Genomic DNA, 13,238 nt, shown 5'->3' with positions numbered 1-13,238 from the left:
AAAAGACCACTAACTCATTACTAAGTTAGTGGTCTTTTCATTTATTCAAACGTACGCCAGCCAATGTCCTGCCTATAAAAGAATCCGTTCCATTCTAATTGAGACAAGCCTTTATAAACCTCAACCTGCGCTTCTTTCAATGAATCTGCTTTCGCTGTAATTAGGAGTACACGGCCTCCATTACCAACGAAGCCTGCACCATTCGATTTTGTACCTGCATGGAAGACTTCTAAGCCTCGTGCTGATAAAACATCAAGATCAGGTAATTCTGCCCCTTTGACTACATCTCCCGGATATCTATCTGCGGCGATGACAACGCCCAACATCGCTTTGTCATCCCACTTCAAGTCATACGGTTTACTAGCCATAAGTGCGGTCATGAATTCACCAAAGTCGGATGCCATTCGTGGAAGGACAACCTGCGTTTCAGGATCGCCGAAACGTGCGTTGAACTCAATTACTTTCGGACCCTTGTCAGTCAAAATGAGGCCAGCATATAAAATACCTGTAAACGGAGTCCCTTCTGCAGCCATTGCTTCAACGGTCGGAACAACGACTTTATCGTATGCTTCTTTCACAACTGCATCCGAAATTTGCGGAACGGGTGAATAAGCGCCCATACCACCCGTATTCGGTCCTCTATCGCCGTCATACGCACGCTTATGATCTTGTGCGACAACCATCGGGTAAATCTGTCCATCATGGACAAATGACATGTAGGAGAACTCTTCACCGTCCAAAAACTCTTCGATAACGACACGTGATGAAGATTCACCAAACTTCTGGTTGCCAATCATATCGTCGACTGCTTTAAGCGCATCTTCCAGTGTCATCGCAACGATAACGCCTTTTCCTGCTGCAAGTCCGTCTGCTTTAACGACAATTGGTGCACCATTTTCTCGGATAAATGCTTTTGCTTCTTCTGCATCGGTAAATGTTCCGTACGCAGCTGTTGGAATATCATACTTCGTCATCAGCTCTTTGGCGAATGACTTACTTCCTTCAATCAGCGCCGCGGCTTTCGTTGGACCAAACGCCGTTAATCCGCGATCAGTAAAGTAATCCACAATTCCTTCCGCAAGCGGCTGTTCAGGACCAACAAATGTCAGGTCCACATGATTCTCTTTTGCAAATAAAGCAAGCGCCTCAAAATCCAGCGCATCGATTTGCACACATTCAGCATCATTTATCATGCCATCATTGCCAGGTGCTACAAAAACTTTATTTACTGAAGGGGAGACATTGAACTGTCTGGCAATCGCATGCTCGCGGCCGCCGCTCCCGATAACGAGTATATTCAATGCAACTCTCTCCTTAATGTTTGAAGTGACGTACGCCTGTGAATACCATTGTAATACCGTATTCGTTGGCTTTTTTAATCGAATCTTCGTCTTTCACTGATCCGCCTGGTTGAATAATTGCCGTAATGCCCGCTTTCGCTGCCGCTTCGACTGTATCGTCCATTGGGAAGAATGCATCAGATGCAAGCGCTGCACCTTTAGCGCGTTCGCCTGCTTGCGTTAGCGCTATATTCGCTGCTCCAACACGGTTCATTTGCCCTGCACCAACACCAAGTGTCATATTGTCATCAGTGACGACAATTGCATTGGACTTCACATGTTTCACAACAGCCCAACCAAGTTTCATCGCTTCCCATTCAGCTTCGGTTGGCTGACGGTCTGTCGCAACACGAATGTCTGCATCTGCAAATCCGTACGCATCAGGCTCTTGCATAAGCAATCCGCCTTCAACAGAGACTGTATTCCATTTGTCTTTTTTATGTTGATCAAACGAAATTGTCATCAATCGAATATTTTTCTTCTTCGTCAAGATCTCAACTGCTTCGTCCGTGAAAGCTGGTGCAATAATAATTTCAAGGAAAATTCCTGCTAATTTTTCAGCAGTTGCAGCATCTACTTCACGGTTTAATGCAATTATACCGCCGAAGATAGACGTCGAGTCTGCTTCATATGCTTTATTGAACGCGTCGAAAATTGTTTCGCCTGTTCCAACTCCACATGGATTCATATGTTTCACCGCTACTGCAGCTGCCTTATCAAATTCTTTAATGATTTGGATAGCCGCGTTCGCGTCTTGAATATTGTTATATGAAAGTTCTTTGCCGTGTAATTGTTTCGCGTACGCAATTGAGAAATCAGAACCAAGCGGACGGCTATAAAAAGCTGCTTTTTGGTGTGGATTTTCTCCGTAACGAAGCGGTTGTTTTAGTTCATATGTATACGTAACCTGCTCCGGGAATTCTTCGCCTGTAAGGTCAGTTAAGAAACCGGCAATAAGTGCATCGTATGCCGCTGTATGACGAAATACTTTTGCCGCCAGACGTCTACGCGTTTCAAGTGTTGTTTTACCATCTGCTTTGATTTCGGAAAGTACTTGATCGTAATCTGTTGCATCTACAATAACTGTAACGTATGCATGGTTTTTCGCAGAAGCACGAAGCATCGCTGGTCCACCAATATCGATATTCTCGATTGCATCTTCATTGGTTACATCCGGTTTTGAAATCGTTTCTTTAAACGGATACAAGTTAACACAAACTACGTCAATCGGTTGGATGCCGTGCTCTACCATTTGCGCAATGTGAGAGGGATCGTCTTGTTTTGCAAGAAGTCCTCCGTGAATCATCGGGTTGAGCGTTTTCACGCGACCTTCCATAATTTCAGGGAATCCAGTTACTGCATCGACTGCCGTTACTGCGACGCCGTTGTCCGCAAGATGTTTCATTGTACCGCCTGTTGATAGCAATTCATAGCCGAGACTTTCCAATTCCTTTGCAAATTCCAAAATACCGTTTTTGTCTGACACGCTAAGCAATGCACGTTTTTTCACGAATAAAACCCTCCAATTAGTATATAAGGATAGCAGTCTAAAATCGCGACTTCCTGTCGCAACGACTGCATGACCTGCATCCTGCCGGCCCCAGCCTTTATCATTACTGGCTAAAAATATTATTTAACGTATCTTTATATAAACCGTGTTCAACAGCATGAATCGCCTCGGCCGTTTTGTCTTCATCGCCGTCGACAACATCAACTGCACACTGTGCAAGAATCTGTCCTGTATCCATTCCTTCATCTACCAGATGAACGGTGACACCCGTCACTTTCACGCCATGCGCAACTGCTTGTCCAATCGCATCTTTTCCAGGAAACGAAGGCAACAATGAAGGATGAATGTTGACGATGCGAGAAGGATAAGCCGTCAATAGTACCGGACCAACAAGACGCATATAACCAGCAAGAACCAGCCACTGCGCCCCGGATTCCCGAAGTGCATGAAGAATTGCTTCTTCGTATGCATCCTTCGTTTCGAAATCTTTTGGACGGAACGCTGCGACTGGAATATCACCTTTTTCAGCACGTTCAACCACAAATGCCTCCGGTTTGTTCGTCACCATGAGGACTATTTCAGCGTTCAATTCACCTGTTTTACATGCTTCTTCAATCGCCGCAAAATTACTGCCGCTTCCAGACGCGAAAACGGCAATCTTTATTTTTGGATTCATTCGGCAAGACTTCCGTCATGTGTACCTGTAAATGTGACGCCTTCTCCTTCAATCACACGTCCGATAATGAATGCTTCTTCTCCATGCTCAGCTGCAATTTTAAGGGCAACATTCGCTTGTTCTTCAGGGAGTGCAACAACAAAACCGATACCCATATTGAATACGCTGTATAGATCTTTATCTAACAGTTCGCCTTTTTCTTTCAGCATCTTGAATACTGGAAGTACAGGCCATGAACCAAGGTCAATTTCTGCTCCGAATCCATCTACCAACATACGTGGTAAGTTTTCATAGAATCCGCCGCCCGTAATATGGCCCATTGAATGGACATCGAGTTCGCTATGCATTTGAAGAACAGGTTTCGCGTAAATTTTCGTCGGTGTAAGAAGTGCGTCTCCAACCGTTCCAAGCTCTTCGTACCCGGCGATTAAACCGTCAATTTCACAGCCTTGGTCTTCAATTACAATTTTACGGACAAGTGAATATCCGTTCGAATGAATACCGCTTGAAGCGATACCAACAAGAACGTCACCAGCAACAACTTTTTCACCCGTAACAATTTTACTCTTTTCACATGCGCCAACTGCAAATCCTGCAAGGTCATACTCATCGACTTCGTAAAGTCCTGGCATCTCAGCCGTTTCTCCGCCAATTAATGCCGCACCAGATTGAACACAACCATCTGCAATTCCTTTAACAATCGCTTCTACCTTTTCAGGTACGGCTTTTCCAAGCGCGATGTAATCAAGGAAGTAAAGAGGTTCTGCGCCCTGTGCGACAATATCGTTAACACACATAGCAACACAGTCAATACCAATCGTGTCATGCTTATCTGCCATGAACGCCAGTTTCAACTTTGTACCAACACCGTCTGTACCGGAAATAAGAACCGGCTCTTTATAATTAAGTGCGGATAGATCGAACATGCCGCCAAAACCGCCGAACGTTCCTGTAACACCAATACGTGCAGTACGCGCAACATGGGATTTCATCCGTTCAACTGACTCGTAACCAGCTTCGATATTTACACCTGCGTTTTCATAAGCCTTCGACATGTAAAAGTCCCCCTATCAAACAATTTCTTTCTTATGTGGCAAAACTGTATCCGAATAGATTTCTGTAGGATATTCCCCTGTAAAGCATGCAAGGCATTGTCCACAGTTCTTTGTTTTATCGGGACGTCCAATTGCTTCGACCATTCCCTCAGCAGACAGGAACGTCAGTGAATCTGCACCGATAAGTTCTCGGATTTCATCAACCGTCCTGTTTGTTGCGATCAATTCTGAATCCGTACTGATATCTACGCCATAAAAACACGGACTGACAAGCGGCGGAGACGCGATCACAACGTGAACTTCCGTCGCACCGGCTTCTTTTAACAGATTGACAATCCTTTTAGACGTGGTGCCGCGAACAATCGAATCATCCACCATGACGACTCGTTTACCGTTCACAACTTGACGCACTGGAGAAAGTTTCATCTTCACGCCTTTTTCACGCATCTCCTGTGTCGGTTGAATGAACGTTCGCCCGACATAACGACTTTTGATCAGCCCTAACTCATACGGAATTCCACTTTCTTCAGAAAATCCAATTGCGGCTGAAATACTTGAATCCGGTACACCTGTGACGACGTCTGCTTCGATATGCACTTCGCGTGCAAGGCGTTTGCCGCAGCGTTTACGCGCCGAATGAATATTAATACCATCAATATCCGAATCCGGACGTGCAAAATAAACATATTCCATCGAGCACATAGCCGAATCTTCAGCTGGCGCAAAGCGGTCCGACTGAAGACCTTTATCATTAATAATGATGAGTTCCCCCGGTTCTACCGAACGAATCCATTCTGCGCCGATAATATCGAACGCACATGTCTCAGATGCTACGACCCATGCATCGCCTATTTTCCCAAGGGATAGTGGACGAAGACCATTCGGATCCTGCGCGACCATTAACCCATCATCTGTCAAGATGACAAACGCAAACGCACCTTTTAACATCGACAATGCTTTTTTCACGCGATCACGCTGCGTTAAAGAACCGCTGCTCTTCTTGATTAAATGCGCTAGCACTTCCGTGTCAGAATTCGTTTGAAAAATACTACCTTGGCGTTCAAGATGCTCGCGTAGTTCGACCGCATTCACAATGTTACCATTGTGAGCGACCGAAAGACTTCCAGTTGTTGAACGGAAAACGAGCGGCTGAACATTTTCGATTCCGCGACCGTTCTCTGTAGAATAACGCACTTGCCCAATTGCAGCATTTCCTTTTAAATCATCTATCTCGTTACCAGAAAACACTTCATTGACAAGACCTTCGCCTTTGATCACATGAAATTTCTTGCCTTCCTTCGTAACGATACCGGCTCCTTCTTGACCCCGGTGTTGTAATGCGTGCAGACCATAATAACTGATCTGCGCCGCGTCTTCATGACCCCAAATGCCAAACACACCGCACTCTTCGTTTAGGCCTCTGAGTTCAGCAAGCATTGGATAGCCCCTTTCCATGCAGAACGGAGTTCATCCACCGTCCCGTCGATTAACATGCCATTTTCACCATTAATAACGATACGGTTACTATCCGTAACTACACCGATTTTAATCGCATCTGCCACAGTTTTTTCGAAATCTGCTGCATTTTCTTCTTTTACAGTCACAAGGAAACGTGATTGCGTTTCACTGAATAATGCCGTTACTGCTGATCCAGAGACTGTAACGCCTGCCCCAAGACCTTCCGTACCAAATGCTTTTTCACAAAGCGCTACTGCAAATCCGCCTTCTGATAAATCAGTTGCAGATTGAACAAGTCCTGCTTGGATTGCCGTCAAAAGCTCTTTCTGACGTGCTGCTTCAACTTCTAGGTCAATTGCCGGAGCTTGGCCGAAAATCTTCCCTTCCATCATTTGTTGCAATTCACTACCGCCGAAGTCAAGTGACGCTTCGCCTATGACATAGATGACATCGCCCGCACGCTTGAATTCAGTAGTCGTTACTTGTGATAAATCATGGACAAGACCAACCATACCAATCGTTGGTGTCGGATAGATTGGAACACCATTCACTTCATTAGACAAGGAAACATTCCCGCTTATTACAGGTGCATTCAACTTGCGGCATGCATCAGAAATTCCGTCAGCTGATTTCTCAAGCTGCCAAAACACTTCCGGTTTGTCAGCACTACCAAAGTTTAAACAGTCTGTAATTGCAATTGGCTCCGCACCTGAACAAATGAGATTACGCGCTGCTTCAGCAACTGCAATTTTCCCGCCTGTTTCTGGGTCAAGATAGACAAAACGCGAGTTACAATCGGATGTCATTGCAAGGCCTTTATTCGTTCCACTGACACGAATGACACCTGCAGATGAGCCTGGTGCAACGATGGTATTTGACCTAGCTTGTGTATCGAACTGGTTATAGACCCATTCTTTCGATGCAATCGTTGGACGTTGTAATAGATCTTTAAGTGTTTCATTCAAATCAGTCACGACAGGTTCTGTCATTTTCATCGCTTGGAATTCTCTAAAATAAGCAGGTTCCTCAGATTTCTTATGGTAAACCGGTGCGTCTTCTGCAAGTGCATCAGCCGATACTTCTGCAACAACTTCACCTTTATGAAGTAGACGTAGCATTTTATCGTCCGTTACTTTACCAATCGTTACCGCTTCGATATTATATTTTGCAAATAAATCCGTTACTTCTTGTTCACGGCCTTTTTTCACGACGATTAGCATACGTTCTTGAGATTCTGACAACATCATTTCATAAGCTGTCATTCCCTCTTCACGTTGTGGTACTAGGTCAAGGTTTAGCTCAACGCCATAGCCTGCTTTTGACGCCATTTCAGCCGCAGATGAAGTAAGTCCCGCCGCACCCATATCTTGAATCCCTATTAACGCGTCTGATTTTACAAGCTCAAGGCATGCTTCCATCACAAGTTTTTCAAGGAATGGATCTCCAGCTTGCATTACAGGCAGTTCGCCCTCTTTATCAATCGACACTTCGGATGAAGACATCGTCGCACCATGAATCCCGTCACGTCCTGTTGTAGCACCGGCATACATCACACTATTACCGACACCTGAAGCAATCCCTTTTTGAATGTCTTCATGATTTAACAAACCAACAGCCATCGCATTTACGAGTGGGCGTTTAGAGTAACAATTATCGAACTGAACTTCGCCGGCAATAGTAGGAATACCAATTGCATTTCCGTAACTCGCAATCCCTGCAACCGCTTCTTCGAATAAATACCGGTCACGCGCATCTGATAGATCGCCGAAACGGAGAGAGTTAACGAGTGCTACTGGGCGGGCACCCATTGAAAATACGTCACGCAGAACCCCACCCGCACCTGTTGCTGCACCGATGAACGGTTCAATCGCAGAAGGTGAGTTATGAGATTCCATTTTGAATACAGCAGCCTGATTATCGCCAATGTCGACGATTCCCGCTCCTTCTCCCGGTCCTTGAAGAACACGCGGTCCATCAGTTGGGAATTTACGAAGTACTGGTTTAGAACTCTTATATGAACAATGCTCAGACCACAATGCTGAGAATAGACCTGTTTCCGTATAGTTCGGAAGGCGTCCTAACATCCCTACGGCACGTTCAAACTCCTCGTCTGTCATTCCCATTTGGCGGTATAATTGTTCATCTTTAATTTGTTGTGCGTTCGGTTCATGCTTGGCTGACATTATTTTCACTCCACCTTTTTAAGATTGAATTGAATAGAGGCAATCCATCTGTTCCTCCGATGATTTCCTCAACTGCACGTTCAGGAAGGGGCATCATACCGAGTACATTGCCTGTTTCGTTCAACACACCAGCGATATCTGCTGTGCTGCCATCTGCATTTCCGTCCGCATATGTAAAGACGATACGGTTAGTACTTTCCAATTCTGCTGCCGTCTTTTCATCAACATAATAGTTGCCGAATTCATGAGCAAACGGAATTGTGATTTCTTGCCCGTTTTCGTAATCTGAAGTAAATGTCGATTCTGTATTCAGGACAGTCAATTTCGTCTTTCCAGACCTGAATTTCAGACCTTTATTGCGCAAGAAAGCTCCTGGTAAAAGACCTGCTTCCGCAAGGATTTGGAATCCGTTCCCCACACCAAGAACAGGTTTCCCTGTTGCCGCAAATGCTTTCAAGCTCTCGATTGCTTGTGAACTTTGCGCCAGTGCGCCTGGACGCAGATAATCACCGTACGATGCTCCGCTTGGAATAAGTACTGCGTCATAACCATCAAGATTCGCTTCTGTATGCCAGATATATTCTGCTTTATTGCCCAGAACGGTATTTACTGCATGAAACATGTCGATGTCGCAACCCGATCCTGGGAAAACAAGTATAGCGAACTTCATTTGCCCGCGACCTCCCCGATTTCATATCGGTAGTCCTCAATAACTTTATTAACCAAAAGCTTTTCGCACATTTCCTTGACACGTGCATCGATATCTGCAACTGATCCATCTACTTCTAGCTCAATCAATTTCCCAATGCGTACGTTTTCGACCTCTTTATAACCCATCGTTTGAAGCGCTTCTATCGTTGCTACCCCTTGTGGATCAACAACACTTTCACGGAGTGTTACGTATACGTTTACTTTCGTCATGTCTTTTTTCCTCCCAAATGGAATTAGATTAGGTTTCTTTTTGAAATTTTGAAATGTTGAAAAGCTGCCGTCAATTATTCAGTCAAGACGGAGCTGTTTGAAATTCGTCTCACACTTATTTTGCTCTAACCGTATAGCGCCAATTTTTGGATTGGGGTATTTCTTTATCATAAGTATTCCCCTTTATTCAGACCAAATGCCCGTAGAATCAATAACTTCCAATGTTTTTTCAATATTGTCAGTCATAATTGTGACATGTCCCATTTTACGCTTTATTTTCGCTTCGGCTTTGCCGTATAGATGGATTGACCAATCAGGATAATCCGTGACAATCTTTGTCAGTGGCGCAACATGTTCTCCGAGTACATTCACCATAATCGATGATTGCCATAGAATTGGCTTGCGAAGAGGCCACCCGCAGATGGCACGTATATGCTGATGGAACTGAGATATGTTACACGCCTCTATTGAATAGTGGCCCGAGTTATGTGGACGTGGTGCTAATTCATTAATAATAATTTCATCATTTTCTAAAACGAACATTTCAACCGCCAATGTCCCGACAAGATTAAGATGATCTGCGATTTTCGTCGCTGCATCTTCGGCTTTGGCTAAGACATTTCCATGGACCCGTGCTGGAACGATTGATTCATGTAATATATGGTGTTTATGGATATTTTCAGCGACGGGAAGGCAGTAAGATTGTCCTTTGGCATTGCGTTGAATGATTACTGATATTTCTTTCGTAAACGGAACGAATGCTTCTGCAATACATGCCGAATGTTCAAAGAGTGTTTCCGCTTCGTAAAGATCACTTTCAGAGTCAATTTTCACTTGCCCTTTTCCGTCATAGCCGCCGAATGCCGTCTTAACGATACAAGGGAAGCCAACCTCTGTGATTCTTGTTGTTAGTTCGTCAAAGGTTTGTGCCGTTACATAGTTTGCGACTGGTGCACCTGATGCTGTGATTTCTGCTTTTTCGTTGATACGGTTCTGTGTGATTCGAACAAGTTCTGCGCCCTGCGGTACGTGCGCGATTTGAGTGAGTCTTTTCAAACCCTCAAAATCAATATTCTCGAATTCGTATGTGATGACGTCACTCACTTCACCTAGTTCCTCGAGTGCAGCCTCATCGTTGTACGGTGCAACAATCCGGATATCAGCAATTTGACCACACGGTGAATCCATGACAGGATCCAGCACCGCGATTTTGAATCCCGCTTCCTTCGCAGCTAGCCCCATCATCCGACCAAGCTGTCCGCCGCCAATAATCCCTATCGTTTGTCCAGGTAAAATTGTTATCATAGTAAATCACCGCTGCTTTCCAGTGCCGCATCACGCATGTTGTTACGACGCTCTTCAATACGTTTCATTAAGGCTTTATCATGGACGCCTAACATCTGTGCTGCAAGAAGACCTGCATTCACAGCGCCTGCTTTCCCAATCGCCATTGTCGCAACTGGCACACCTCCAGGCATTTGAACAATCGACAATAAGGAATCCATTCCGTTCAACGCTTTCGACTGAACTGGTATGCCAATAACCGGGAGCAATGTTTTTGCTGCAACCATTCCAGGAAGATGTGCAGCTCCCCCAGCTCCTGCAATAATAATCTCTAAACCTTTATCTTGCGCTAGTTCTGCATATTCAAACATAAAATCAGGAGTACGATGTGCCGAGACAACTTTCTTCTCATAAAGGACTTCTAGTTCGTCCAAAATGTCACAAGTATGTTTCATCGTTTCCCAATCACTTTTACTTCCCATAATGACACCGATTTTCGGTTCCACTTATAATCCGCTCCTTTTTAAGAAAAACGTAAGGTGCCGCAACAAATGAACGCTGCCTAAGTCCGCCACGGCCTGTGACAACAAGAAGGGATGTAGTTCAATCCCTCCCCGCTGCATGACTTACATGTTGTACGCCAGCGGCAGGCAGAAGACGGACCGGCTTATGACCCCGAGGCTGAGCCAACATTTTTAAACTAAAAAGTCCTCGAACAAACCACTCTTCATATGCATGAAAAGCAGATCATTCGAGGACGTTGAAATATGCGTTAAGATGACTGCACCCATTGGTACCCACACACCTTTCGCTACCATTCCTGAAAGTCGCTTTCCCGCATAGTCCGGACATTACGGTGCCCTGGTAGAAACACTGTGGCCAATTCCACAGTATATATGGGGATTTCTAATAACTCTCTTTATTTTATCAAGAACAGAACCGTTCGTCAATGAAAAAGACGAACAATGGTATATATTACTTTAAAATCGTTCGCCTTTGAGGCGCGTTATTGTTCTGTCAGGATACCTTTAAACTTGATGACCTGTCTTACTGGCACGTATTCTCCGTTTACCTCTGCAAACAGGGGCTCTTCCTTTCGGCCTGCAACAGTATAACCTTCAGCAGTCATTCTCTTCAAACAATCTTCAATAGCCTCTTCGGCTTCCACTTCAAACCATACTGTTTTTTTACTCACTTGAACAACTTTCCTTTCCTCACGCTCTTCACCCAGAAACCGCCATGTATTGTTTTTGCCTCATATGCAATAATAAATGCTTTTGGATCTATTTCCTTAATTGCAACATAAAGTTTTAATTCATATTTTCTTGGTGTTAGTATTTGCATAGAAGTTCGTTCTCCGTCTAGTCCATTCGCTGACCAATCCGTTACGCCATATCCTTTTTCCCTCAGTATACTCGGTAATTTCAATAATTTCTCTGATGTAATTACGTTTACAGTAATATAACCAAGTGCCATCTTCTCTTCAATCATTGAGCCGATGACTACACCACAACCATAACCGACCGCATAGGCTATCACGTTCTCTATTCTATTCAGATTGTCTAGTACTAGTCCAAGACCGATAACATAGATAACAATTTCCACCACACTAACAACAGCAGCAATATACCTATACCCTTTCAGCGTCATAATCATGCGTACTGTAAAGAAAGTAACGTAAACGATATTAATTGCGAATATAATGAGCACCATTTGCACAACAAACAACCCTTTCTATTACTGCATAGTTATCATCGTATCTCTGATTGTGGATGATTTCAAGGCATTGAGAATTTGCAGAAAACTTTTATGTATATTGATTGATTCCATTGGATATAGCTCCGGCGCTTAGGGGATGCCTTCCGCTAAATCTAAAGGGATAAAGAAATAACTAGTAACATAAAGATAAACGCATCGTTCTAGTTATTGACTCCATTTGTGCCATTCAAATTGTATCAGTAGTTGGAATCACACTCTCGGTACCAAAGCACACACTGAACAATCTCTAGAAGCTATAGGATATAGGGATATTACTGATTATAAGTACCGTTTAGGGTCCTAATTGCAAGTTCCGCTTTCTAATACCAACTTCCCACCTCTTATACTAACATCGGAATTCTAATGGCAACTCTGCTTGTTAATTGCCTTTCGAACTAAGTATTAAAAATAAATTGAACAAAAGCGCAAGCTCCTGTTACGGATGAACGCGGCCAAAGTACGCCACTTCCTGTGGCAACAAGGGGGATCTAGTTCAATCCCCCCAGCTTCATAACCTACATCCTGTAGGCTCGCGACGTCGTGTCGCACAAGGAGTGATCTAAATTCAATCCCTTGCCACTGCATGACCTGCATCCTGTAGGCCCAAGCAGCGTCTTTGCCCGGGTAAGGATGCAGTTCAATCCTTCGAAACTGGACTGATAAGTATAAGGTACACAGCCAGAGTACGCCACCTCCTGCGGCAATGTCTGCGTGACCCACATCAGGTGGGACTCCAAGCCTCTAGGTACTAGCTTCTAGACGTAAAATCTTTACGTCCTCGCTTTTCCACAGTACGAGATTTTCATTATTTTCTAGACGTCAAAAAAAGGTCACTACCTATTGGCAATGACCTTACGCTTATATAAAAGACCAATTAAAATTAAAAATAAAAAGCCATTACCTATTGGCAATGACCTTGCGCCCGGCGACGTCCTACTCTCACAGGGGGAAACCCCCAACTACCATCGGCGCTGAAGAGCTTAACTTCCGTGTTCGGGATGGGAACGGGTGTGACCTCTTCGCAATCGTCACCAGACTATTGAGCTTATTCAC

Annotated in this window: 12 protein-coding genes, 1 rRNA gene and 1 riboswitch; all 13 genes read right to left on the bottom strand. The window is 44.4% G+C overall.

Annotation, left to right across the window (positions count from 1 at the left end):
- Window positions 1–41 precede the first annotated feature (41 nt).
- A complete protein-coding gene (gene purD, locus I2483_RS08225) occupies window positions 42–1,301 on the bottom strand; it encodes a phosphoribosylamine--glycine ligase (protein WP_207175203.1) in 1,260 nt (419 codons plus the stop codon).
- A gap of 13 nt (window positions 1,302–1,314) precedes the next feature.
- Window positions 1,315–2,850 (bottom strand): bifunctional phosphoribosylaminoimidazolecarboxamide formyltransferase/IMP cyclohydrolase, encoded by a 1,536-nt coding sequence (purH, locus tag I2483_RS08220; protein WP_207175202.1) that lies wholly within the window; start codon window positions 2,848–2,850, stop codon window positions 1,315–1,317.
- 103 nt (window positions 2,851–2,953) lie between these two features.
- Entirely contained in the window at window positions 2,954–3,526 is a 573-nt protein-coding gene (gene purN, locus I2483_RS08215; protein WP_207175200.1) for a phosphoribosylglycinamide formyltransferase, read from the bottom strand.
- Window positions 3,523–4,581 (bottom strand): phosphoribosylformylglycinamidine cyclo-ligase, encoded by a 1,059-nt coding sequence (gene purM / locus I2483_RS08210; RefSeq protein WP_207175198.1) that lies wholly within the window; start codon window positions 4,579–4,581, stop codon window positions 3,523–3,525. The genes purN and purM overlap by 4 nt, the downstream gene beginning before the upstream one ends.
- Before the next feature lie 15 nt (window positions 4,582–4,596).
- Window positions 4,597–6,018: an amidophosphoribosyltransferase gene (gene purF / locus I2483_RS08205; protein ID WP_207175196.1), complete on the bottom strand. Its 1,422-nt coding sequence runs from the start codon at window positions 6,016–6,018 to the stop codon at window positions 4,597–4,599.
- Window positions 5,994–8,222 carry a phosphoribosylformylglycinamidine synthase subunit PurL gene (purL, locus tag I2483_RS08200; protein ID WP_207175194.1) on the bottom strand — a complete coding sequence of 743 codons (2,229 nt, stop codon included), beginning with the start codon at window positions 8,220–8,222 and terminating at the stop codon, window positions 5,994–5,996. The genes purF and purL overlap by 25 nt, the downstream gene beginning before the upstream one ends.
- The gene (gene purQ / locus I2483_RS08195) at window positions 8,206–8,892 is read right to left on the bottom strand and encodes a phosphoribosylformylglycinamidine synthase subunit PurQ (RefSeq protein WP_186672478.1); all 687 of its coding nucleotides are present in this window, start codon (window positions 8,890–8,892) and stop codon (window positions 8,206–8,208) included. The genes purL and purQ overlap by 17 nt, the downstream gene beginning before the upstream one ends.
- Window positions 8,889–9,143: a phosphoribosylformylglycinamidine synthase subunit PurS gene (purS, locus tag I2483_RS08190; RefSeq protein ID WP_186672479.1), complete on the bottom strand. Its 255-nt coding sequence runs from the start codon at window positions 9,141–9,143 to the stop codon at window positions 8,889–8,891. The genes purQ and purS overlap by 4 nt, the downstream gene beginning before the upstream one ends.
- 183 nt (window positions 9,144–9,326) lie before the next feature.
- Window positions 9,327–10,448 carry a 5-(carboxyamino)imidazole ribonucleotide synthase gene (purK, locus tag I2483_RS08185; RefSeq protein WP_186672481.1) on the bottom strand — a complete coding sequence of 374 codons (1,122 nt, stop codon included), beginning with the start codon at window positions 10,446–10,448 and terminating at the stop codon, window positions 9,327–9,329.
- Window positions 10,445–10,933, bottom strand: coding sequence for a 5-(carboxyamino)imidazole ribonucleotide mutase (gene purE / locus I2483_RS08180; RefSeq protein ID WP_186672483.1), 489 nt, complete (start codon window positions 10,931–10,933; stop codon window positions 10,445–10,447). The genes purK and purE overlap by 4 nt, the downstream gene beginning before the upstream one ends.
- Window positions 10,934–11,247: 314 nt before the next feature.
- Window positions 11,248–11,347, bottom strand: a riboswitch (purine riboswitch).
- An 86-nt stretch (window positions 11,348–11,433) separates the two neighbouring features.
- Complete coding sequence (locus I2483_RS08175) at window positions 11,434–11,622, bottom strand: NETI motif-containing protein (protein ID WP_186672488.1); 189 nt, start codon at window positions 11,620–11,622, stop codon at window positions 11,434–11,436.
- Window positions 11,619–12,140 (bottom strand): DUF2179 domain-containing protein, encoded by a 522-nt coding sequence (locus I2483_RS08170; RefSeq protein WP_186672503.1) that lies wholly within the window; start codon window positions 12,138–12,140, stop codon window positions 11,619–11,621. Before I2483_RS08170 ends, I2483_RS08175 begins: the two co-directional genes overlap by 4 nt.
- Before the next feature lie 965 nt (window positions 12,141–13,105).
- Window positions 13,106–13,221 (bottom strand): 5S ribosomal RNA (gene rrf / locus I2483_RS08165).
- Window positions 13,222–13,238 lie beyond the last annotated feature (17 nt).

This window comes from Sporosarcina sp. E16_3, assembly GCF_017347125.1.
Classification (GTDB): domain Bacteria; phylum Bacillota; class Bacilli; order Bacillales_A; family Planococcaceae; genus Sporosarcina.
This window is presented reverse-complemented; position numbering and strand designations above follow the sequence as displayed.

Excerpts from the sequence above, each read along its gene's own strand:
- purN (WP_207175200.1), bottom strand. The coding sequence starts at position 3,526 with ATGAATCCAAAAATAAAGATTGCCGTTTTCGCGTCTGGAAGCGGCAGT.
- purM (WP_207175198.1), bottom strand. The coding sequence starts at position 4,581 with ATGTCGAAGGCTTATGAAAACGCAGGTGTAAATATCGAAGCTGGTTAC.
- purF (WP_207175196.1), bottom strand. The coding sequence starts at position 6,018 with ATGCTTGCTGAACTCAGAGGCCTAAACGAAGAGTGCGGTGTGTTTGGC.
- purL (WP_207175194.1), bottom strand. The coding sequence starts at position 8,222 with ATGTCAGCCAAGCATGAACCGAACGCACAACAAATTAAAGATGAACAA.
- purQ (WP_186672478.1), bottom strand. The coding sequence starts at position 8,892 with ATGAAGTTCGCTATACTTGTTTTCCCAGGATCGGGTTGCGACATCGAC.
- purS (WP_186672479.1), bottom strand. The coding sequence starts at position 9,143 with ATGACGAAAGTAAACGTATACGTAACACTCCGTGAAAGTGTTGTTGAT.
- purK (WP_186672481.1), bottom strand. The coding sequence starts at position 10,448 with ATGATAACAATTTTACCTGGACAAACGATAGGGATTATTGGCGGCGGA.
- I2483_RS08170 (WP_186672503.1), bottom strand. The coding sequence starts at position 12,140 with ATGGTGCTCATTATATTCGCAATTAATATCGTTTACGTTACTTTCTTT.